The following is a 21,305-nucleotide window of genomic DNA, read 5'->3' as shown; positions in this document are numbered from 1 at the left end:
AAATGGCCAGGCAGGCAAGCAAACCAGCTTTGCTGTTTTCCGGATCTGATTGGGATTTCAAGACGCTGTCGCGGGCCTATGACGCGATCGAGGCGATCGCGCTGGAGGAACTCCACCTCGATATCTATCCGGTTCAGATGGAGATCATCTCGTCCCAGCAGATGCTCGACGCCTATTCGTCGATAGGCATGCCGCTGATGTATCGCCATTGGTCGTTCGGCAAGCATTTCCTTCATCATGACCTTCTCTACCGCAAGGGCGGTCGCGGCCTGGCCTATGAGCTGGTCATCAACTCCAATCCCTGCATCGTCTACCTGATGGAGGAGAACACCATGGCGTTGCAGGCCCTGGTTACGGCGCACGCGGCACTTGGGCACAACCATTTCTTCAAGAACAATCACCTGTTTCGGCAGTGGACCGACGCCGGGGCCATCCTGAGCTATCTCGACTTCGCCAAGGGCTACATCGCCCGCTGCGAGGAGCGGCATGGGCTGGCGGCGGTCGAGGCGGTCCTCGATTCGGCGCATGCGTTGATGGAACAGGGCGTGTTCCGCTACCGCCGGCCGCCGAAGCTGTCGTCGGAGCGGCAGCGCGAAGGCCTGCGCGAGCGCCTCGAATATGAGGAACGCTCCTACAATGATTTGTGGCGCACGCTGCCGGCCTCGCACGAGGCCGGCAAGACCGGCGAGAAGGACGAGAGCCTGGCGGAACGGAAGAAGTCGCTCAATCTACCCGAGGAGAACCTGCTCTATTTCCTCGAGAAGAACAGCCTTGTGCTGGAACCGTGGCAGCGCGAAATCGTCCGCATCGTCCGCATCATCGCGCAATATTTCTACCCGCAGCGGCAAACCCAGGTGATGAACGAGGGTTGCGCCACTTTCGTGCACCACACGCTGATGAACCTGTTGTTCGATCGCGGGCTGATCGGCGAGGGCGCCATGCTCGAAATCCTGCGCAACCATTCCAATGTGGTCTTCCAGCCCGGTTTCGACGATCCCCGCTTTTCCGGCATAAATCCCTACGCGCTCGGTCTCGACATGATGCAGGACATACGGCGCATCTCGACCGAGCCGACGGCGGAGGACCGCGACTGGTTTCCCGACATTGCGGGCCGCGGCGACTGGCGCGAGACGCTGCTCGAGGCATGGGCCGACCATCGCGACGAGTCCTTCATCCGCCAGTACCTCAGCCCAACACTGATCCGGAAATGGCGGCTCTTCGCGCTTGCCGATCGAGCCGACGAACCGCATCTGGAGGTCGCGTCGATCCACAACGAGCGCGGCTATGAGAAGATACGCAGCGCCCTGGCCCACAGCTACGACGTGGGGGCGAACAGGCCCGACATCCAGATTGTCGATGTCGACCTGCGCGGCGACAGGCAACTGCGGCTGCAGCACAAGGTGAAGGCCGGCATCCTCCTTGAGGAAGGCAGCCGCGACGCGACTTTGCGCCATATCCGCAGCCTCTGGGGCTACGAGGTCAGTCTTGCGGCGGTCGACGCCGAAACAGGCGCGACGCTGCACGAGCGCTCGACCAGGGAGATCGTGGAGTAGCGCCGGAGGCAAGCCGCGTCGCTCACCCCGTGTGTTTGATTAAGCGTCGCCCGCCGGCTTTATCCGCAGCCTGGCGATGCGGTTCTTGTCGCGCTTCATGACCACGAAGCGCTTGCCGTGGAAAGTGAAGGCCTGCTTTTCATCGGGGATCGACTGGGTCTCGTGGATGACGAGGCCGGCAATCGTGGTGGCCTCTTCGTCCGGCAGGTTCCAGTCGAGCGCCCGGTTGAGATCGCGGATCGCCACCGTGCCGTCGACCACGACCGAGCCGTCGGCCTCCTGCTTGACGCCCTGGATGTCGACGTCGTGCTCGTCGGCGATCTCGCCGACAATCTCCTCGATGATGTCCTCCAGCGTCACCAGCCCTTCCACTTCGCCATATTCGTCGACGACGATGGCGAAATGCGCCTTGCGGCGCAGGAAGGCGTTGAGCTGGTCCTGCAAGGTGGTGGTGTCCGGCACGAACCAGGGCTTCGACGCGATCTTCATCACGTCGATCCTGGAAAAGTCGTTGCCGACCTCGTTCAGCGCCCTCAGCAGGTCCTTGGCGTGCAGCACGCCGACGATGTTGTCGAGCGAGCCCTTCCACAACGGCATGCGGGTATGCGGGCTGTTCAGGATCTCGCGCACCACCGCTTCCGACGGGTTGTCGGCATTGACCGAGCGCATGTTGGTGCGGTGGACCATGACGTCGGACACTTCGAGTTCCTCGAGGTCGAACAGTCCCTCCAGGCGATTGCGCTCCTCGCGCGCACCCTGGCCGTCGCGGCGGAAATCGTCGGCCGGCTCGCGCGATTGGTCATCAGCGAAACCTTGCGGATCGACTGGCCGCAATTCGTAGCCGAAGGCAGCGAGCAGGCGGGCACGAAACAGCAACGCCAGCAGTACCAGACCGGCAAGGATGGCCGCGACGATCCAGCCGGGCTCGTTCATCCCGGGTGGTTTTCCGCAAGGAAGCCAAGCACTTCCGACGCCGGCACGTCCCTGGCGATGAAGGCCTGGCCGACACCGCGCGTCAGGATGAAGGTCAGCGCGCCGCGGGACACCTTCTTGTCCTGGGCGATGTACGAGAGCAGCGCCTCAGCGTCGGGCAGTTCGCCCGGTATGTCGGCCATCCGCCATGGCAAGCCGACAGCGCGAAGATGCGCCTCGACGCGCCCCGCATCGTCCGGGCTCGCCAGGTTGAGCCGCGCCGAGAAGCGATGCGCCAGCGCCATGCCGATGGCGACCCCCTCGCCGTGGACGAGCCGGGCGCCGTCATAGTGCGTGGCGGCTTCCAGCGCGTGGCCGAACGTATGGCCGAGATTGAGCAGTGCGCGGTCGCCGGTCTCGAACTCGTCGCGGGCGACGACATCGGCCTTGGCGCGGCAGGCCTCGGCGATCGCCTCAGCCCGCGCCGGACCGCCGGCGAACACGTCCTGCCAGTTCGCCTCCAGCCAGGCGAAGAAGGCGGGGCGGTCGATCAGCCCGTACTTGGCGAGCTCGGCGTAGCCGGCGCGGAATTCGCGGATCGGCAACGTGTCGAGCACGCCGGTGTCGGCCAGCACCAGCTTCGGCTGATGGAAGACGCCGACAAGATTCTTGCCGCGCGGACTGTTGATGCCGGTCTTGCCGCCGACCGAGGAATCGACCTGTGCGAGCAGCGAGGTCGGGATCTGCACGAAATTCATGCCGCGCCGCACGATGCCGGCGGCAAAGCCGGCAAGATCGCCGATGACGCCGCCGCCGAGCGCGATAACGATATCGCCGCGTTCGAGCTTGGCGGCGAGCACGCCGTCGACCACCTCTTCGAGATGGGCAAAACTCTTGGTCTTCTCGCCCGCCGGCAAGGTGATTACGGCCGGCTGGATGCCACTGGTCTCGAGACCGGCCTTCAGCGTGCCGAGCTGCGCGGCGGCGACGTTCTCATCCGTGACGACGGCCGCTCGCCTGCCCGGCAAGCGGCGCGAGATCTCCTGGCCGGCGCCGGACAGCAGGCCGGGGCCGATCAATATGTCGTAGCCGCGCTCGCCGAGCCCGACTTCGACGGTGACAGGTGCGATGGCGCTCATGGCCGCGCCTCGTCGCCGGCCGCGACCATGGCGACGCCGAAATGTCCGCAGAGCGCGGCGACGACCTCGGCGGCGATGACCTCCTTGCGGTCGTCGCGGGTCGGCACGGTGACGTCCGATGTGGCGTAGACCGGATAGCGCTCGCCCATCAGCCTTTCCAGCACAGCGCGCGGATCGGGGCTTTTGAGCAACGGCCGGTTCTGCTTCTTGGACACGCGCTCCATCAACAGGTCGAGCTCGGCCTTCAGCCAGACCGACACGCCATGGCCGGCGATCGCCTCGCGCGTTTGCGCGTTCATGAAGGCGCCGCCGCCGGTCGACAGCACCTGCGGGCCGTTTTCAAGGAGCCGCAGGATGACGCGCTGCTCCAGCGCGCGGAATTCCGTCTCGCCATAACGCTCGAACAGTTCGGGCACGGTCATGCGCGACACGCTTTCGATCTCCTGGTCGCTGTCGATGAAGGGCAGCGAAAGCATCGCCGCCACCTTGCGGCCGATCGCCGTCTTGCCGGCGCCCATCAGGCCAACGAAGACGATGGAGCGGGTGCCCAGCCGCTCGAGCAGCTCGGTATGGCCTTCAGCGGGTGGATTTGCTTGTAGCGCGTTCATACGGGCCCCTTTGCCGGCGTTATCGACATCAAAAGCCTGGTTGCGTCAAGCATGGCGCGCAGCTCCCGGAAAAGTGTCATACGGTTTTCCGAACAGAACCCGCGCCAGGACGACAGGCTTCTACCTTGAATTGGACGGATTGGCGTCCCATAAGGGCACAGGGTTTGGAAATGCAGAACAAGAGACGGGCGCATATTGATGCCGACACTGTTTCGCTTTGTCGTGACGCTGACGATTCTGGCCGGCATTGCCTATGGAACGATGTTCGCGCTGGCCATGTTCGTCGAACCGAAAAAGGCCGAAATGAGCGTGCGCATTCCGCCGGAAAAGCTGAACCCCAAGAAGAACTGATGCCCGGGACATGAACAGCGCGGCGCGCATCGAGGCCTTTCTGGAGATGATGAGCGCCGAGCGGGGCGCGGCCGAAAACACGCTGTCCTCCTATCGCCGCGACCTGGAAGACGCTTCGATGGCGATCAGCGGCGGGCTTGCCGCCGCCGCGGCCGCCGACATCCGCGCCTATCTCGACGATATCGCCGCGCGCGGCTTCGCCGCCACCTCGCAGGCGCGCAAACTGTCGGCGATCCGCCAGTTCTTCAAGTTCCTCTACGCCGAGGGCCTGCGCGGCGACGACCCGACCGGCACGCTGGACAGCCCGAGGAAGGGCCGGCCGCTGCCGAAGACGATGAGCGAGGCCGAAACCGGCCGGCTGATCGACCGCGCCGCCACGGAAGCGGGCGAAGCCGACGGCGGCGATCGGCTGGCGCGGCTGCGCCTGCATGCGCTGGTCGAGGTGCTCTACGCCACCGGCCTGCGTGTTTCCGAGCTGGTCGGCCTGCCGGTGACGGTGGCGCTGCGCGACGACCGCTTCTTCATGGTGCGCGGCAAGGGCAACAAGGAACGCATGGTGCCGCTCTCGGCCAAGGCGCGCGCCGCGATGCGCGCCTGGCTTGCCGCCAGGGCAGAGCTGCCGGCGCTCGCTAACAGCCCCTTCCTGTTTCCGGCCGCCTCCGACACCGGCCATCTGTCCCGCCAGGTCTTCGCCCGCGACCTGAAAGGCCTTGCCGCAAGGGCCGGCATCGCCTCGGCCAAGATCTCGCCGCATGTGCTGCGCCACGCCTTCGCCAGCCACCTGCTGCAGAACGGCGCCGATCTCAGGGCCGTGCAGCAGCTGCTCGGCCACGCCGACATCTCGACCACGCAGATCTACACCCATGTGCTGGAGGAGCGGCTGGTGCGGCTGGTCAATGATCATCATCCGCTTGCCGACTAGGCCTCATGTCGCTATGTGAGGACGACGTTCCACCGCCCGGAGCCCCGGTTTTCGAGGGTTTCGCCAGCCACTGCCTTCCGAACTGTCGGTCCGCTCAAGAATGTACAACTACCTCGATTTCGAAAAGCCGGTGCAGGATCTCGAAGGCAAGATCCTCGAGCTGAAGAAGCTTGCCGAGAACGGCGAGGCCGTCGATGTCGGCGATGAGATCAGCCGCCTGGAGAAGCGTTCGCGCGACGCGCTGCGCGAGGCCTACAAGTCGCTGACGCCCTGGCAGAAGGTGCAGGTGGCGCGCCATCCCGACAGGCCGCATTGCGTCGACTACATCAAGGCCCTGCTCAGCGATTTCACGCCGCTCGCCGGCGACCGCAATTTCGGCGAGGACCAGGCGATCGTCGGCGGCTTCGCCCGCTTCCGCGGCGAGCCGGTGGCGGTTATCGGCCAGGAGAAGGGCTCGGACACGGCGAGCCGGCTGAAGCACAATTTCGGCTCGGTGCGGCCGGAAGGCTATCGCAAGGCGGTGCGGCTGATGGAGCTAGCCGACCGCTTCAAGATCCCGCTTCTGACGCTGGTCGACACCGCCGGCGCCTATCCCGGCGTCGGTGCCGAGGAACGCGGCCAGGCCGAGGCGATTGCCCGCTCGACCTCGGCCTGCCTGGCGCTCAAGGTGCCCTCGATCTCGGTCGTCATCGGCGAAGGCGGCTCCGGTGGCGCCATCGCAATCGCCACCGCCAACCGCGTCTACATGCTGGAGCATGCCATCTATTCGGTGATCTCGCCGGAGGGCGCTGCCTCGATCCTGTGGCGCGACACCACCCGCTCCAAGGATGCGGCGACCAACATGAAGATCACCGCCCAGGATCTTTACGAAATGAAGATCATCGACGCCATCGTCCCCGAGCCGCTCGGGGGCGCCCATCGCGCCCCCGAAACGGTGATCGCCGCCACCGGCGACCTCATCGCCAAGACGATGAAGGATTTTGCCGGCGCCAACACCGATTTCCGCGAGCAGCGTCGCGAGAAATACCTTGCCATGGGCCGCAGCCTCTAGTGCCCGGAAATGTGGGCGGTTCCGGGAGGGCTTAAGGCGCGTCGCCTGACTCCGTTTCAGCCCGACGCGCTTTATATCCGGGCAATTCCAGCAAACTTCTGGAACGGTTTTCCGTCCGGAAGGTGCCACCACATCGGTGGTCCAGGGCAACGATCCGGTGGTTCGGAGCGGGGCCGCCATAGACACTTTGCTTTAACGGCTGCTAATTAAGCTTCTCGTTTCGGGGGATTTGAAATGAAGAAATACGAGAAACCCACGCTGATCAAAGTCGCCCGCCTGCAAGCAGTGACGGCTCAACAAGCGACTTCCCAGCCGCCAGTGGAAAACGGCAACAGCAATGGCAGCGGCACCGACATCAACTAGTCCCCGTCAAATCCGTCTCTATCAAAACGTTTGATCGCCTTGGAATAGCTTCGGCCGCTACGCGGCAAAGTGGTGTACGGGCACGATTCCGCCACAAAAATGCCGCCGCGTTCGGCTCAATGAAATTGCCGCGAGGGGTCGTTCGAGGCTTGCGGTAAGGATTTTTCAAGGTTAACGGGCTTACGGTCCGCTAATGTTCAGCGTGCGGGCCTGGCGGTTGAACCCGTGGCCCGAGGGAAAGACTAAGCCGTACCCATGTTTGCCAAGCTTGCCCGCACCGGAGTCCTGATCGCCGCCATCGGCGTCGCCGGCTGCAACGATTCCTCGATGAAGGACTTCGCGCCGGAGGCCAACAAGCCGCTGCCGGACAAGATCCTGGCCGACATGAAGGCCAAGGGCATGGTCCGCACCTCGTCGGTGATGGCCCGTATCTTCAAGGAAGAGGGCAAGCTGGAGATCTGGAAGGCCAAGACCAATGGCCGCTACGAGATGGTGGCCAACTACGACATCTGCAAATGGTCGGGCAAGCTCGGGCCGAAATACACCGAGGGCGACCGCCAGGCGCCGGAAGGTTTTTATACGGTTCGCCCTTCGCAGATGAACCCGCGCTCGAACTACCATCTGTCCTTCAACATCGGCTATCCCAACGCCTACGACCGCGCCAATGGCCGCACCGGCTCCAATCTGATGGTGCATGGCGCCTGCTCGTCGTCGGGCTGCTATTCGATGACCGATGCCCAGATCGAGCAGATCTACGCTTTCGGCCGCGATGCCTTCCAGGGCGGGCAGACCGAGTTCCAGATCCAGGCCTTTCCATTCCGCATGACCGCCGCCAACATGGCGCGTTACCGCAACGACCCGAACTACGATTTCTGGAAGATGCTGAAGGTCGGCTACGACAATTTCGAAATCACCAAGGTGCCGCCGAAGGTCGACGTCTGCGAAAAGCGCTACGTCTTCAATCAAGTGGCGCCGGAGGGCACGACCTTCGATCCCACCGGGCCCTGCCCCGCCACGACGCAGCCGGATTCGCTGAAGAGCGCCTATAGCGCCTATCAGAGCACCTATGACTCGGCCTTCAACGGCGCCGTCAAGTCGAGCGCGCCGGCGCCCAAGCCGACGATTGCCGGCATCAAGGAAGCCAGTATCGTTTCCGACTGGTCGAAGCGCCGGGCCCGCGGCGAGCGCGTGCCGATCGACCCGCCGTCGATGAATGGCGACGGCTCGGTGACCGAGACCGCGCGCATGGGCCGCATCGATTCGCCGCTCGGCCGCAAGATGGCCGCGCTCGACGCCGAGAAGGAAGCCAAGCGCAAGGCCGAGGAACAGCGGCTCGCGGCCATACAGGCAGCAAAGGCCGCCAAGGAAGCTGCCAAGGCCCAGGCATTGGCCGAGGCGGAAGCCGCCAAGCAGGCTGCCCAGCAGCCGGTCACCACCGCGGGCGTCGAAGCGGCCGAGCCGGCAGCCGAAACGCAGGCCGCGAGCGCCGACGACGGCACGGTGACGAAGCTGAAGAAGAAGCTGCTCGGCATGTTCGGCGGCTGAGGCTTTGGCTGATGCATGTCGCCCAAAAGTGTGGGGCGGTTTGAGACAACGACATGCATGAAAAAACAGAAAGCAAGCGCCCTGCCGTCTACGATCTCAAGGGGCTGAACTGTCCCCTCCCCGTGCTCAAGGCGAAGAAGCGCCTGGCCGCGATGCGGCCGGGTAGCCTGCTCTGGCTGGAAACCACCGATCCGCTTGCCGTCATCGACATTCCGGCCTTCTGCTCGGACGCAGGCCATCAGCTCGTCGAAACGGCCGCGGTGTCCGGCGGCCATCGCTTCCTGGTCGAGCGCGGCGACGCCTGAGTTCGCGGTCCTGGCTCCCTACCGCCGCCCGGCTATGGCCAGCGGATTGTCCTCCAGCGCCGCGCGGTCGGGCGTGTCGATCGACGGCCTGTTGGTGAAGGCGGCGAACAGCCGGCGCACATAGTCCTCCGGCATGTCGAGCGTGATCAGCACCAGCCTGGTGCCGCGATTGCCCTCCGGCCAGGCCGGCAGCCTTGCCGGCGGGTGCAGGATCTTCTGCACGCCATGGATGACCAGCGGCCGCGACGGATCCTCCAGCAATTCGATGACGCCTTTCATACGCAGCAGCTTCTCGCCATGCGTCGAGCGCAGCAGATCGAGAAACATCTCGATCGCCGAGAACGGCACCGGACCGTCATGGACCAGCGAATGCGAGCGCACACGCGAATCGTGGCGATGCTGGTGATCGTGATGATGATCGTCGCCATGATGGTGGTGGTGGCCATCATGATCATGGTGATGATGACCAGCCTCTTCGCCCAGCCAGCGCTGCACATCGGCCGATTTGGTTTCGGGGTTGTAGAGCCCGCAGTCGAACAGCGCCGCGGCGCCGGTTCCGCTGTCATCGGCATCGAGCAGAACGGCGCCGGGATTGAGCTGACGCAGGCGCGCTCGCAACGCCGCGACATCGCCGGCATCGGTGACGAGGTCGGTCTTGGTGAGCACGATGCGGTCGGCGACCGCCGCCTGTTTCACCGCCTCGACATGAGCGTCGAGGGTCGCATTGCCGTTGACCGCATCGACCAGAGTGATCACGCCGTCGAGCCGGAAAGCCTGCACCAGCGCCGGATGCGCCATGATCGACTGCAGCACCGGCGCCGGATCGGCAAGCCCGGTGGTTTCTACCACGACGCGCGCCAGCCTGGCGATGCGGCCGGTCTGCAGCCGGTCGACGAGGTCGGCCAGCGTATCGACCAGTTCGCCGCGCACCGTGCAGCACAGGCAGCCGTCGGAAAGCTGGATGATGCCGTCTGAGGCCTGCTCGACCAGCAGATGGTCGATCGCCACCTCGCCGAACTCGTTGATGATGACCGCCGTGTCGGTAAGTTGCGGGTCCTTCAGCAGCCGGTTGAGCAGCGTCGTCTTGCCGGCGCCGAGGAAGCCGGTGAGCACCGAGACCGGGATGGGAAAGCTGCCGCCCATCGGGCTAGTTCGCGGCCTTGACCGGCTGGTCGCCCTGCACGGCAACCGCGGCCGTCCCGCTTGCGGCCGGCTCGGCGCCGGTCGGTGCCGGAATGTCGGGCCGCCAGCTCGGCAGCGGCACATCGGCATATTCCTGGCCCGACTGGTCGAGCATCGCCTTCGGCGTCGGCCCGGTTGCGCCGCCGAGGCCGACGGCGACCAGGGTCGGGTGAGCGAGCTTCACCTGGTAGGGCGACTTCGGCGCATCCTTGGCGGCGACGGCGGGGGCGGCCTCCGACTGCTCCGCCTTCGGCTTCTTCTTGCAGATCTCGTCATGCAGATCGTTGGGCGACAGCGTATCGCCATAAGACGGCAAGGCGGCAAGCGTAGCCGAGCCGGTCGCCGGCGTGTCAAAACCCTGGTCGAGCAGCTTCGCCACGGTCTCGGCGCGGCTGACGGCGGATTTCTCGCCGAGCACCACGGCGACCAGCGTGCGCCCGTTGCGCGTCGCCGAGCCGATCATGTTGAAGCCAGAGGAACAGACGAAGCCGGTCTTCATGCCGTCGGCGCCCGGATAGCGGCCGATCAAGAGGTTGTAGTTCGGGATCGCCTTCTTGCCGACCGCCAGCCCCTCGATCGAGAACCAGGGCGCGTATTGCGGAAACTCGCTGCGGATTGCCGTCACCAGCAGCGCGAGATCGCGCGCGGTGGTGTACTGGTCCGGCGAAAACAGCCCGTTCGGATTGACGAAATGGGTTCCCGTCATGCCGAGGCGCGCCGCTTCCGCGTTCATGCGGTCGGCGAAGGCCGCCTGCGACCCGCCGATATTCTCGCCGACGGCCATGGCGATGTCGTTGGCCGATTTGACCAGCATCATCTTCAACGCATTGTCGAGCCGCATCACCGAGCCCGGCTTGAAGCCCATCTTGCTGGGCGGCTCGCCGGCGGAATGTTTCGTCACCTTGATCGGCGAATCGAGCTGAACCTCGCCGGCGGCGATCGCCCGAAACGTCACATAGGCCGTCATCAGCTTGCTCAGCGACGCCGGATACCAGCGCTTGAAGGCGTCCTGGTGCTCGAGGATCTTGCCGCTCTGCAGGTCGAAAAGGATCACCGGGTTGGCGCGCGCGACGCCCGCCAGCATCGGCAAAGCCAGCGCGCCGGCCAGCAATAGTTTGAGGAAATGCCCGTGCCGCATCATGGAATCCGAAATCGCCTCTTGCCGTAGTCGCCCCTGGCTCCGTAAGATTTCGTTACGCGATCGCCAGCATGGTGCGCCCGGCCCTCGATTCCCCAGGCTGCATTGTTGCGGTGCTATTTACCCTATGTGACGTCAACATGGCAAAGCGCCTGGCAATCACAATTACAATGCAGCAGGCTGGAACTGGCTGCTTCAACGATGAAATGGGACAATCATGCCGATTTTGAACCGCGCCGCCGAGATGCAAGACGAGGTCGCCGGCTGGCGCCGCCATCTGCACCAGACGCCGGAACTGAATTTCGACGTTTTCCGGACCGCCGCCTTCGTCACCGGAAAGCTGAAGGAGTTCGGTTGCGACGAGGTGGTGACAGGCCTCGGCAAGACCGGCGTCGTCGGCATCATCCGCGGTCGCAACGGCGACGGCACGACGATCGGGCTGCGCGCCGACATGGATGCGCTGCCGATCAGCGAGATCACCGGCAAGCCCTATGCCTCGACCGTTCCCGGCAAGATGCATGCCTGCGGCCATGACGGCCACACGGCGATGCTCCTGGGCGCCGCCAAATATCTCTCCGAAACCCGCAATTTCACCGGCTCGGTCGCGGTCATCTTCCAGCCGGCCGAGGAGGGCGGCGGCGGCGGCAACGAGATGGTCAAGGACGGCATGATGGAACGCTTCGGCATCTCAAAAGTGTTCGGCATGCACAACATGCCGGGCCTACCGGTCGGCCAGTTCGCCATCAGGCCGGGCCCGATCATGGCGGCGACCGCCGAATTCACCATCACCGTCAAGGGCCGGGGCGGCCACGCGGCGATGCCGCACGGCACCATCGATCCGATCGTCATCACCAGCCAACTTGTCGGCGCGATGCAGACGATCGCCTCGCGCAGCACCGACCCGGTCGAGTCGGTGGTTGTGTCGGTGACGAAATTCCATGCCGGCGACGCCTACAACGTCATCCCCGAAAGCGCCGAGATCGCAGGCACGGTGCGCTCGCTGAAGAAGGAAGTGGCCAAGAAGGCCGAGGAGCGCATCCGCGCCCTTTGCGACGGGTTGGCCCCCGCCTTCGGCGCCACCATCACCTTCGACTACGAGCCCAACTATCCGGTCACCTTCAACCATCCCGAAGAGACGGTCTTTGCCGCCGACGTCGCCGCCGACATCGCCGGCAATTCCCAGGTTCACCGCGCCATCCAGCCGGTGATGGGCGGCGAGGATTTCTCCTACATGCTGGAAGCGAGGCCGGGCGCCTTCATCTTCATCGGCAACGGCGACACGGCCGGCCTGCACCACCCCGCCTACGACTTCAACGACGAGGTCATCCCGCACGGCATGAGCTATTGGGTGAAACTGGCGGAGACGGCGCTGGCCGCCTGAGGCTGGTTCCGGCAGGGAGCTAATCCTCGGGCACGGCGAGGCGTTGCCCGGGCATGGCGCAGGGACCGGGGCAAGAGTTGTGAGCCCTGCGCGACGGCGCCCCGATTTGCGTTCACTACGCCTCTTGGCGAACCGGTCCGAAGCGGCTATGTGTCGGGCCGCGTGGTCCCGTAGCTCAGTAGGATAGAGCGGCAGATTCCTAATCTGTAGGTCACAGGTTCGATTCCTGTCGGGATCACCATAATTTTCAGGCACTTGCCGAGAAATACGCCGCGTCGCGTCAGGCTTCCTGTTTGCGTGTTTGAGCGACCGCCGCGGATCGCGCGTATCCGTCGTTGGCCGCAACCGCAGCCTCCGGTCCATACTGATTGTGCAAATGAACCGGCCTGGCTTTTCGGCGGTGCAGCATGTTCACGCCTTCGACCGCCATCGAGAAAATCATCGCCGAATAGATGTAACCCTTGGGGACATGGACGCCAAAGGCGTCCGCGACCAACGTCATGCCGATCATGATGAGGAAGCCGAGTGCCAGCATCTTCACTGTGGGATGGGCATCGACGAATTTTCCAACCGGTCCGGCGGCAGCGATCAGGACGGCCATCGACGCGACGACAGCGACGGCCATGACCCAGATCTGGTTGGCCATGCCGACGGCGGTCACGATCGAGTCGATGGAAAACACGAGGTTGATCAGGGCGATCTGCGACACGACGGCTAAGAAACCTGCGCGCACGGTAGCGCCGATGTGGCCCTCTTCTCCCTCGAGACTTGCATGTATCTCCTGGGTGGCCTTGTAGATGAGGAACAGACCGCCGCCTGCCAGGATGAGATCCTTCCCGGAAAAGCCGTGCCCGAAGGCCTCGAACAAAGGCTCGGTCAAGCCGATGATCCAGCCGATGAACAGCAGCAGGATCAGTCGTGGAACCAGGGCCAGCGTCATTCCAAGAAACCGCGCCTTTGGCTGCAGCTCGGGAGCAAGTTTGCTGACCAGAACCGAGATCACGACCAGGTTGTCGACACTCAGGACGATTTCAAGCGCTGTAAGCGTCAGCAGGCTGAGCCAGATTTGCGGGTCGGTTATCATCTTCGCCCTTCCTTCGAGCACCCGGTTGGATTTGCTTTTGGCTTGATCTTGTCGCGCTGCTGGTGACGACGATGAGGAGCGCCGCCCGGCTGGCGCGGAACGGCAAACCGCACCTGAAGTTCGTTTTCAGATGCGGTTTGCCGGCCGCCTGGATGGCGGTGCTGCGGTTTACTCTGCCGCTGCGGCGACAGGCTGGGCGTCGGGCAACAGAGAGACGGGTTCACTCCGCCCCTCGAGGTCGTCCAGCAGCGCCATCCACAGCGAGATGCACAGCCCGACCATGACGACAAGGAAGGGTGCTGCTGCGATGATCGAAGCGGTCTGCAGGCCCTCCAGACCTCCCATCACCAGCAGCACACAGGCCGACGCTCCCGCAAGGACGCCCCACAGGACGACGACGATGCGCGCGGGCTCGAGCGTGCCGCGTGACGACAGCATGCCCATCACGATCGAGGCGGCATCGGCTCCCGAGATGAAGAAGATCGCCACAAGGAAGATCGCGACGAACGAGGTGATCGCTGTTCCCGGATATTGCTCGAGCAGGGCAAACAGCGAGATGGCGGCACCCTTGGTGTTGACCGCCTCGACAAGTCCGCCGACCCCCATCAGTTCGGAGTGCAGCGCGGTGCCGCCCATGATGGTGAACCAGAGAAAGGTCACGCCGCTCGGGATGAGCAGAACGCCGATGACGAATTCGCGGATCGTCCGCCCCCTGGAAATGCGGGCAATGAAAACGCCGACGAAAGGCGCCCAGGAAACCCACCACGCCCAGTAGAAGATGGTCCAGCTGCTCAGCCATTTGCCGTCGCTGAAGGCGGCGGTGCGGAACGACATCGTGACGAGGTTGGTCAGGTATTCGCCGAGCGCTTCGGTGAAGGTGTTGAGGATGAAGACGGTCGGTCCGACGACGGCCAGGAAGAGCAGCAAGGCGGCGGCGACAACCATGTTCATGTTGCTCAGGAACTGGACGCCCTTGCCGACACCGGACACTGCCGAAAGGATGAACAGCACCGACAGCACGGCGATGATCGCAAGCGCAATGCCTGTCCCCTCGCCGGTTCCCCAGAGAAAATTCAGACCGCTGTTGATCTGCTGTGCGCCGAGGCCGAGCGATGTCGCCGTGCCGAACAGCGTGGCAATGAGGGCCAGAATATCGATCGTCTTGCCGATCGGCCCGTTGACGGCACCGCCGAGCAAGGGGGTGAATGCGCTCGATATCAGGATGGGCAGGCCCTTGCGGTAGGTGAAGTAGGCGATCGCCAGACCGACAATGGCGTAGATCGCCCAAGGGTGCAGCGCCCAATGAAAATAGGCATATTCCATCGCGATCAGCGCAGCTTCCTTGGACTGCGGGGCGGCCAGCCCGTGAGGCGGCGCGCCAAAATGGAAAACCGGCTCGGCAACCCCCCAGAACATCAGTCCGATGCCCATGCCGACGCTGAACATCATGCACACCCACGAAACTGTAGTGAACTCCGGCTGCTCGTCGTCGGCTCCAAGCCTGATCTTGCCGAAACGGCTGATCGCCAGGAACCCTGCAAAGACCAGAAACATAGCCGTCGATACGACAAAGCCCCATCCGAAACCATTGATGATGGCCGCGAGCGTGGCGTTCGTCACGGAGGCGAGGCTATCCGGGGCAGCGGCTCCCCATAAAATGAACGCGGCTGTTATGAGTAGGGCCGGCCAGAATACCGCCGTATCTATGCCCCGTAACCTGCTTGTAGTCGACATGCGTGACCTCCCAAATCAATTTCGAAACCAGTTCCTGAAAAACTCCCCTTGGACGTCAAAGACCCCGACCTCCTGCGAGACCAGGGTCGCGGACGGCGCACGCTGAAGCGTCCGCCGTTGGCGCCGTTTCGAAGTGTCGGATTAGGCCCTCCGCCACCACACCCGTCAGGGTAGAAAGGGTGGGCAGGCAAGGATGGGAGGAATTTGGCGGGTCAGTGGGGAACCGGCAGATCCCGGGTAGGGAAGAACCTACCCGGGCAAAGGCACGCCATGCCATGGCGCGTCAAAAACACCCTCTGCGAAACCCTTTGTCGAGCCAGCCGGATTGGTCGCTGCGCAAGCCCGTGGACGCACGCACGGCTGCCTGGCCGAACCTGTCGTCGGCGTGGCAAAACCGATGACGCTTATGAGGCGGCGGGGTATTTCCTCTCCAGCCGTTCCTGCTGCGGGGTTTGGGCGTAGAGTTCGCGGTAGCATTTGGAAAAATGCGACGCCGAAACGAAGCCGCAGGCGGTGGCCACCTCGACGATCGGCACGGATGACTGGATCAGCATATGCCGTGCGCGCTCGAGGCGTATCTCCAGATAGTAGCGGGCCGGGGAGCGCCCCATCTCATCGCGGAAGAGACGCTCGATCTGCCGTCGCGACAGCCCGACCTGCCTGGCAATATCGCTTATCGATATCGGTTCGGACGGATTGGCGTCCATCAGCTCGATGATGGTCAGCACTTTTGAATTCTGAATGCCGAGCCGCGCGCGCAAGGGAAGCCGCTGGCCGTCGCTTGCGCCGCGCACGCGATCGGTCAGCACCTGCTCACAGACGCGACTGACCAGATCTTCGTCGAAATCATCGCCGATCAGCTTCAGCATCATGTCGAGCGCGGCCGTGCCGCCGGCGCATGTGTAGATGTCTTGATCGACCTCAAAGAGGTCGGCAAACACATGCGCATTCGGAAATGCCTCGGCGAAGCCCGGCAGGTTTTCCCAATGGATGGCGCAGCGTTTGCCGGAGAGCAGCCCGGCAGCCGCCAGCACATGGGCGCCGGTGCAGAGGCCGCCGATCGCAACGCCGCGATCATGTTCCTCACGCAACCAGGCAAAAGCCGGCTTGTTCGAATAGCGCTCGATGTTGATGCCGGTGCAGACGATGACCATCGATGGCCTGTCGGGGCCGGCCATCATGCGCCGCTCGTCCTGCAACGACGTGTTCACCGCGCACAACACGCCGCTCGAAGCGGGCACGGGCTGCCCGTCGATGCTGGCCAGCCGCCATTTATAGGCTTCGTAACCGAGCATCCGGTTGGCGATGCGGATCGGCTCCAGTGCAGTCGCAAAGGCGACCATGGTGAAATCCGGCACCATAAAGAAGACGAGCGAGCGCTTGATCGGATGTTGAGACATGTTCACTGAAACTAACGTCCGTGTCGCGAAATGGATATCGCGAATGCGCCATCGTCTCGGAATTTGCTCAGGCTGCTCCGGGATTGGATGTCAGTGGCTTTGGGACGGCCTGAATGCCGTTTTCCCGAAATGCCTGGTGCACGGCGAGTAAAACGGCGCGGCGGATCATGAAATTTCTGCCCGCTTTTGCCTTGAACTTGGCCCGGATAACCAGCGTGCCGTCCTCAACCTCGGCAATTCCCTGGCTCTTGAACGGCTCGAGCAGATCTCCAGCAAGTTCCGGGTTGGCCGAAATATCCTGGCCGATCTTCTTGAAAATCTTGCGGACTTTTTCGACATCGGTGTTGAACGCAACGCGAAAGGTCAGTTTCTCGATCATCCAGTCGCGGCTGAAATTCTGAATCTTGCCAATCTCGCCGTAGGGGATTGTCGCCAAGGCACCGCGCTGATGGCGCAGGGAAACCGATCGGACCGAGATTTTTTCCACGGTCCCCTTGGCGCCTGACGTTTCGATATATTCGCCGAAGCGGAATGCGTCGTCGATCAGGAAAAACAGCCCGGAGACCAGGTCTTTCACCAGCGTCTGCGAGCCGAAGCCGATGGCCAGCCCGAACACGCTCAAACCGGCGATCAGGGGCCAGACATTGATCCCGATCGACACCAGGATCGAGAGCAGTGCCAAGGCCAGAATGCTCGACTTGCCGATCCCGCTGATCAGCGGCACAAGCGTGCCCAGCCGCGAACGCGGCGCACCCAGCATCTCGTCGTCACCAACCGCGGGCAACTCCGCGCGCAAGGCGCGAGCCGTCGCTGTGCCGACCACATTCCACAGAAACGCCGCCACCAACATGATCAGCGCAACCCCGGATGCGCCCTTGGCGACCTCTCGCAGATCTATGCCGAACCCGGCAGCCAGCGGAGTCGCCCATAGCGTTCCCAGCATGGCGATCATGATGGCCACGACGGTGAAGCGGGCTGTCTGTCGCCCTGCCGCTGCCAGGATCGAGATGTCGGGAGACTCCAATCCGCGCTGAGCCCAATTCCCGATCATTGCGTCGAGATGAGGCGCGGCGAGAAACAGCAACGCGGTCAGCAGGACGGCCGGCCCACGAAGCGATGTTCCCAGGGTCAGCGCGGCCTGAGCGCTGAGGAAGGTGACTACCACGAAAGCGATCACCACTGCCGGCCACATTTTGGCGAGACGGGTTCGCCAGCGGCTTCTGGGACGCGGACCGGCGACGGCGGCCGCCATTGTGCGCCTGTGCCGCCATACCGCCCATGCAAACATAAGGTAGGTCGGAATTGCCAAACCTGTCCGCAGCAGATCCCCCAGGGCCGGCCCGACGCTCCAGAGCCGCAACGTCGCGAGCAGCGTGGTGGCGATGATCGCCAAGCCAATGGCAAGCGAGAGGTCGCGCACGAGCGCCGCCAGATGGACGGAGCGCTCCGCGAACTCGGTTCGCCGCGATGCCATCAACAGTGATCTGACGGCGGCGAGGATGACGAAGCCGAGCACGGTAGCCACCGTCCAAAGGCGAAGGGTTTGCAAAGGTGCGCCAGAACCGGCCAGCAGCCGCGCGGCAATGAAACCGACCGCCAGCGCCACCACAGCAGCCGCCACGCCTGCGAAGAATCTGCGCCATGCGCTGCTTGCGGCAGCCGCCTTCTTGAACCGACCGGCGAACAGAATGAACACGCCCGCGACGAGCGCAACAACCAGCACAATCTCGAACAGGAGCGCAAGGAGAGATGTTCCGCTGGCCGCGAGCGAGGCCCTCAGGTTTTCAAACTCGACAGGCACGTCGCTCAAAGCCGCAACCCGCGCGAACAGTCCGGAGACGAAACGCTCGGCCAGCTGTTCGAAGCCCGAAATCAACGAAGTAACGTCCGTTTCTGCCGTCGTGCCCACGATTTCCCCCTCTTCAGCACCTCGCAAGCCAGTTTCGGCGGTCGCCCGACCGTCGAACAATTCGCCGCTCGTCTCTCCGGGCGGTCATGCTGTCGAGCGTGGCGCACGCTCCCTCACGACGAACGCCCGATGCAACGGAAGCCGAGGTGGCAAGTGGACGTATCGACAGCTTGCGCCATGCGCGCGGCCGGCCGGTAACGCCGGCAATAACTTGGCGCGCACAGGAAAGACCCGCCTTTGGTCACCTTGCGCGGAATCCTGATGTCGGGCGTCAGCGGATCGTAACTTGCCTCACGCTCGGCACCGTGCGGGTTGGCCATCGTGCAACAAGGGCTGTCGATGCGGCGGTGCTCCTGGTACCAGTCAGTTGTCCACTGCCAGACATTGCCGGCCATGTCATGGAGCCCATAGCCGTTTGCCGGAAACGAGCCGACCGGAGACGTCCATTCGTAGCCGTCCTCGCAATCGTTGCGGAACGGGAACTCGCCTTGGTAGGTGTTGGCCATATGCTGGCCACCCGGGGTCAGGTCGTCGCCCCATGCGAACTCGGCTCCTTCCAGCCCGCCCCTGGCGGCGAACTCCCATTCGGCCTCTGTCGGAAGCTCCTTGCCTGCCCAGCTCGCATAAGCTTCCGCGTCCTCGTAAGCGATGTGCACGACGGGATGATTTTCGAACCCTTTGAGTCCGCTGGCAGGCCCGCGAGGATGCCGCCAATTCGCGCCGCGCACATAGGCCCACCAGTTGTAGTGATTGCCGCGATCAATGCTGCGTGAAGGCCGGACGAACAAGGCCGAAGCCGGTGCCAACGACTCAAGGCTGGCTCCGGGATAGTCCGCGGCATTTGCCGGTCGCTCGGCCAGCGTGGCGTAGCCGGTGGCCTCGACAAAGCGCCTGAACTCAGCATTCGTGACGGCGGTGCGATCCATCCAGAAGCCGCCGACCACGACACGATGCGCCGGCGCCTCTTCCGGATAGTGGTCGTCGGAGCCCATTAGGAACTCACCGCCGGGAATCCAGGCCATATCGCCGTGCGACGAGATTGCTGGCTTTGCGGTAAGTCGTGCCTCAGTCATCGGGCGTCTCGTCTAAACGGCCGAACTCATCTGCCTTTCAGTCCCCCGCAGCGAACATCTCTTCCGGGCTTGGCGTCACCAACGGTGTGAAGAACGTCAAGCGCATGGCTTCCAGCAGCAACAGCGGGGGTTTCATCTGGGTTGCCAGCTCCGTAATCCTTGCCTGCAACTCCTTGACTTTATCAGGGTTCTTGTCGGCCAGATTGGTGGCTTCCGATTTGTCCTGTGCCAAATTGAAAAGCTCTATCTTTTGCGGCAACGCCGCGGCCCACACCAGTTTCCAATCGCCCTCACGCACCGCGCCGACCATGGGATCCACATTGTAGACAATCTCCGTGCGGGGCGAAGGTTTGCCCTCGCTGATGGCCGGCCACATATCCATGCCGTCCAGGGGTTTGTCCTTGCCGGGCTTGGCTCCAGCCAGCCCAGCCAGTGTCGGCAACATGTCAACGACGTGCATAAGGCCGTTGAAGGCGCCGGGCTTGATCTTGCCGGGCCAGTTCATGAAGGCAACCGAGCGCGTGCCTCCCTCATAGAGAGTACCCTTGCCGTCGCGATAGGGACCATTATCGGCGGGAAGCTTGCCTTCCACCTTGGAGTCACCGGTGAACATCGAATTGACGACGCCGCCATTGTCGCTCATGAAAACGATGAGGGTATTGTCGCGTATCCCCTTCTTCTCGAGCGCGGCCACGACATTCCCAACCTCGTCATCGATCACCGAGATCATCGCGGCATAGGCCCTCCGGTTCTCGTCGGTAATGTTCTTATAGCGGTCGAGATATTCTTTCGGCGCCTGGAACGGCGTGTGGGGCGCGGTGAAGGCGAGGTAGAGAAACAGCGGCTTCTTCTGATCGTGGGCCTTGATGACCCGGACGGCCTCCTGACCGAACAGGGTGTTGTCGAAGCCCGGCTCCTTGATCGGCTTGTTGTTGCGGTACCAGTCCGCGACGCCGTGCGAGGAATGTTTGAAATGGTCGATCTCGCCGACGGTGGCCCCGTAGAATGAATCAAATCCACGTTGTTTCGGCCAGTAGGCCGTCTTGGCATGGCCGAGGTGCCATTTGCCACTCATTGCCGTCCGATAGCCCGCGTCTCTGAGGATTTGCGGAAGGAGGGTTTCGTCAAGCGAAAGACCATAGGTTCCTGCAGCGGGGACAACGCCAACCTGCATGCCATAGCGTAGCGGATAGCGGCCGGTCATGAGGGCGCAGCGCGTCGGTGTACACATCGGCTGCACATAATATTCTTCGAGCTTCGCCCCTTCAGTGGCAAGCTTGTCGATGTTGGGCGTCTTGATGTCTGAGCCGTGGTAGCCGACGTCTTTCCAGCCTTGATCGTCCGCAATGATGAAGACGATGTTGGGCTGCGAGGGCTGGGCTGCGGCAACCTGAACACCGGCGAGGCCGGCGAGTGCGCCCGAAAGACCGGCTGGCGCGGCAAATCGCGAAACGGCAGCCGCCGTGCCGGCCATCAAAGCATCCCGCCGCGTGATCCTGTTGGTTGTACCGGCTTCAGCCGGGAAGTCGCGATCGTTGCTCATGTTGTGCCCCTGCTCTGTGTATACGGACCTACTCAAAACAAATGCGCGTCTGCCGTTCTGTCGCCGATCATTCTCCAGGAACCCAGGAGGCAGCGCACAGGGTTTGGCATCC

19 protein-coding genes and 1 tRNA gene are annotated in these 21,305 nt (G+C 63.4%); 9 read left to right on the top strand and 11 right to left on the bottom strand.

Annotation, left to right across the window (positions count from 1 at the left end):
• Positions 1-2 precede the first annotated feature (2 nt).
• Complete coding sequence (locus EN857_RS27770) at positions 3-1,553, top strand: SpoVR family protein (protein WP_127285328.1); 1,551 nt, start codon at positions 3-5, stop codon at positions 1,551-1,553.
• A 39-nt stretch (positions 1,554-1,592) separates the two neighbouring features.
• On the opposite strand, the gene EN857_RS27765 is transcribed toward EN857_RS27770, so the two are convergent.
• From EN857_RS27765 to EN857_RS27755, 3 genes are read right to left on the bottom strand one after another with little or no spacing between them, the layout of a single operon-like run.
• Entirely contained in the window at positions 1,593-2,486 is an 894-nt protein-coding gene (locus tag EN857_RS27765) for a transporter associated domain-containing protein (protein ID WP_127285327.1), read from the bottom strand.
• Entirely contained in the window at positions 2,483-3,604 is a 1,122-nt protein-coding gene (gene aroB, locus EN857_RS27760; protein WP_135859400.1) for a 3-dehydroquinate synthase, read from the bottom strand. Before aroB ends, EN857_RS27765 begins: the two co-directional genes overlap by 4 nt.
• Entirely contained in the window at positions 3,601-4,212 is a 612-nt protein-coding gene (locus tag EN857_RS27755; RefSeq protein WP_127310078.1) for a shikimate kinase, read from the bottom strand. Before EN857_RS27755 ends, aroB begins: the two co-directional genes overlap by 4 nt.
• Positions 4,213-4,410: 198 nt before the next feature.
• On the opposite strand from EN857_RS27755, the gene EN857_RS27750 reads away from it, so the two are divergent.
• The 6 genes from EN857_RS27750 to EN857_RS27730 all read left to right on the top strand — a co-directional run bounded on the left by EN857_RS27750 (position 4,411) and on the right by EN857_RS27730 (position 8,749).
• Complete coding sequence (locus EN857_RS27750; protein WP_126058048.1) at positions 4,411-4,563, top strand: histidine kinase; 153 nt, start codon at positions 4,411-4,413, stop codon at positions 4,561-4,563.
• A gap of 10 nt (positions 4,564-4,573) precedes the next feature.
• Complete coding sequence (locus EN857_RS27745) at positions 4,574-5,485, top strand: site-specific tyrosine recombinase XerD (protein ID WP_135859399.1); 912 nt, start codon at positions 4,574-4,576, stop codon at positions 5,483-5,485.
• Positions 5,486-5,585: 100 nt separating this feature from the next.
• Positions 5,586-6,536, top strand: a complete 951-nt coding sequence (locus EN857_RS27740) for an acetyl-CoA carboxylase carboxyltransferase subunit alpha (protein ID WP_127286898.1) — start codon at positions 5,586-5,588, stop codon at positions 6,534-6,536.
• A gap of 234 nt (positions 6,537-6,770) precedes the next feature.
• Complete coding sequence (locus EN857_RS36230; protein WP_281015756.1) at positions 6,771-6,899, top strand: hypothetical protein; 129 nt, start codon at positions 6,771-6,773, stop codon at positions 6,897-6,899.
• A gap of 255 nt (positions 6,900-7,154) precedes the next feature.
• Positions 7,155-8,444 carry a murein L,D-transpeptidase family protein gene (locus tag EN857_RS27735; RefSeq protein WP_127391146.1) on the top strand — a complete coding sequence of 430 codons (1,290 nt, stop codon included), beginning with the start codon at positions 7,155-7,157 and terminating at the stop codon, positions 8,442-8,444.
• A 53-nt stretch (positions 8,445-8,497) separates the two neighbouring features.
• Positions 8,498-8,749, top strand: coding sequence for a sulfurtransferase TusA family protein (locus EN857_RS27730; protein ID WP_127286900.1), 252 nt, complete (start codon positions 8,498-8,500; stop codon positions 8,747-8,749).
• Positions 8,750-8,767: 18 nt separating this feature from the next.
• On the opposite strand, the gene EN857_RS27725 is transcribed toward EN857_RS27730, so the two are convergent.
• A complete protein-coding gene (locus EN857_RS27725) occupies positions 8,768-9,892 on the bottom strand; it encodes a GTP-binding protein (protein WP_127286901.1) in 1,125 nt (374 codons plus the stop codon).
• A 4-nt stretch (positions 9,893-9,896) separates the two neighbouring features.
• On the bottom strand, positions 9,897-11,069 hold the full coding sequence (locus EN857_RS27720; protein WP_127311736.1) for a D-alanyl-D-alanine carboxypeptidase family protein: 1,173 nt from the start codon (positions 11,067-11,069) through the stop codon (positions 9,897-9,899).
• A 217-nt stretch (positions 11,070-11,286) separates the two neighbouring features.
• Here EN857_RS27720 and EN857_RS27715 point away from each other — a divergent pair, with 217 nt between their 5' ends.
• Positions 11,287-12,450, top strand: coding sequence for a M20 aminoacylase family protein (locus EN857_RS27715; protein WP_135859398.1), 1,164 nt, complete (start codon positions 11,287-11,289; stop codon positions 12,448-12,450).
• A 164-nt stretch (positions 12,451-12,614) separates the two neighbouring features.
• Positions 12,615-12,691: transfer RNA gene (locus EN857_RS27710), tRNA-Arg, on the top strand.
• 39 nt (positions 12,692-12,730) lie between these two features.
• On the opposite strand, the gene EN857_RS27705 is transcribed toward EN857_RS27710, so the two are convergent.
• The 6 genes from EN857_RS27705 to EN857_RS27680 all read right to left on the bottom strand — a co-directional run bounded on the left by EN857_RS27705 (position 12,731) and on the right by EN857_RS27680 (position 21,193).
• Positions 12,731-13,534, bottom strand: a complete 804-nt coding sequence (locus EN857_RS27705) for a TerC family protein (RefSeq protein WP_127391148.1) — start codon at positions 13,532-13,534, stop codon at positions 12,731-12,733.
• A 168-nt stretch (positions 13,535-13,702) separates the two neighbouring features.
• Positions 13,703-15,268, bottom strand: a complete 1,566-nt coding sequence (locus EN857_RS27700) for a BCCT family transporter (protein WP_127391149.1) — start codon at positions 15,266-15,268, stop codon at positions 13,703-13,705.
• A 404-nt stretch (positions 15,269-15,672) separates the two neighbouring features.
• Entirely contained in the window at positions 15,673-16,668 is a 996-nt protein-coding gene (locus EN857_RS27695; RefSeq protein WP_348630796.1) for a GlxA family transcriptional regulator, read from the bottom strand.
• 67 nt (positions 16,669-16,735) lie between these two features.
• The gene (locus EN857_RS27690) at positions 16,736-18,637 is read right to left on the bottom strand and encodes a mechanosensitive ion channel family protein (RefSeq protein WP_127391151.1); all 1,902 of its coding nucleotides are present in this window, start codon (positions 18,635-18,637) and stop codon (positions 16,736-16,738) included.
• Positions 18,638-18,690: 53 nt separating this feature from the next.
• Complete coding sequence (locus EN857_RS27685) at positions 18,691-19,650, bottom strand: formylglycine-generating enzyme family protein (protein ID WP_245493358.1); 960 nt, start codon at positions 19,648-19,650, stop codon at positions 18,691-18,693.
• 37 nt (positions 19,651-19,687) lie between these two features.
• On the bottom strand, positions 19,688-21,193 hold the full coding sequence (locus EN857_RS27680; protein ID WP_127391152.1) for an arylsulfatase: 1,506 nt from the start codon (positions 21,191-21,193) through the stop codon (positions 19,688-19,690).
• Positions 21,194-21,305 lie beyond the last annotated feature (112 nt).

This window comes from Mesorhizobium sp. M4B.F.Ca.ET.214.01.1.1, from assembly GCF_004791545.1.
Classification (GTDB): Bacteria; Pseudomonadota; Alphaproteobacteria; order Rhizobiales; family Rhizobiaceae; genus Mesorhizobium; species Mesorhizobium abyssinicae.
This window is presented reverse-complemented; position numbering and strand designations above follow the sequence as displayed.

Excerpts from the sequence above, each read along its gene's own strand:
- EN857_RS27705 (WP_127391148.1), bottom strand. The coding sequence starts at position 13,534 with ATGATAACCGACCCGCAAATCTGGCTCAGCCTGCTGACGCTTACAGCG.
- EN857_RS27745 (WP_135859399.1), top strand. The coding sequence starts at position 4,574 with ATGAACAGCGCGGCGCGCATCGAGGCCTTTCTGGAGATGATGAGCGCC.
- EN857_RS27755 (WP_127310078.1), bottom strand. The coding sequence starts at position 4,212 with ATGAACGCGCTACAAGCAAATCCACCCGCTGAAGGCCATACCGAGCTG.
- EN857_RS27730 (WP_127286900.1), top strand. The coding sequence starts at position 8,498 with ATGCATGAAAAAACAGAAAGCAAGCGCCCTGCCGTCTACGATCTCAAG.
- EN857_RS27700 (WP_127391149.1), bottom strand. The coding sequence starts at position 15,268 with ATGTCGACTACAAGCAGGTTACGGGGCATAGATACGGCGGTATTCTGG.
- EN857_RS27765 (WP_127285327.1), bottom strand. The coding sequence starts at position 2,486 with ATGAACGAGCCCGGCTGGATCGTCGCGGCCATCCTTGCCGGTCTGGTA.
- EN857_RS27750 (WP_126058048.1), top strand. The coding sequence starts at position 4,411 with ATGCCGACACTGTTTCGCTTTGTCGTGACGCTGACGATTCTGGCCGGC.
- EN857_RS36230 (WP_281015756.1), top strand. The coding sequence starts at position 6,771 with ATGAAGAAATACGAGAAACCCACGCTGATCAAAGTCGCCCGCCTGCAA.
- EN857_RS27720 (WP_127311736.1), bottom strand. The coding sequence starts at position 11,069 with ATGCGGCACGGGCATTTCCTCAAACTATTGCTGGCCGGCGCGCTGGCT.
- EN857_RS27735 (WP_127391146.1), top strand. The coding sequence starts at position 7,155 with ATGTTTGCCAAGCTTGCCCGCACCGGAGTCCTGATCGCCGCCATCGGC.
- EN857_RS27695 (WP_348630796.1), bottom strand. The coding sequence starts at position 16,668 with ATGTCTCAACATCCGATCAAGCGCTCGCTCGTCTTCTTTATGGTGCCG.
- EN857_RS27685 (WP_245493358.1), bottom strand. The coding sequence starts at position 19,650 with ATGACTGAGGCACGACTTACCGCAAAGCCAGCAATCTCGTCGCACGGC.
- aroB (WP_135859400.1), bottom strand. The coding sequence starts at position 3,604 with ATGAGCGCCATCGCACCTGTCACCGTCGAAGTCGGGCTCGGCGAGCGC.
- EN857_RS27725 (WP_127286901.1), bottom strand. The coding sequence starts at position 9,892 with ATGGGCGGCAGCTTTCCCATCCCGGTCTCGGTGCTCACCGGCTTCCTC.
- EN857_RS27715 (WP_135859398.1), top strand. The coding sequence starts at position 11,287 with ATGCCGATTTTGAACCGCGCCGCCGAGATGCAAGACGAGGTCGCCGGC.
- EN857_RS27680 (WP_127391152.1), bottom strand. The coding sequence starts at position 21,193 with ATGAGCAACGATCGCGACTTCCCGGCTGAAGCCGGTACAACCAACAGG.
- EN857_RS27740 (WP_127286898.1), top strand. The coding sequence starts at position 5,586 with ATGTACAACTACCTCGATTTCGAAAAGCCGGTGCAGGATCTCGAAGGC.
- EN857_RS27770 (WP_127285328.1), top strand. The coding sequence starts at position 3 with ATGGCCAGGCAGGCAAGCAAACCAGCTTTGCTGTTTTCCGGATCTGAT.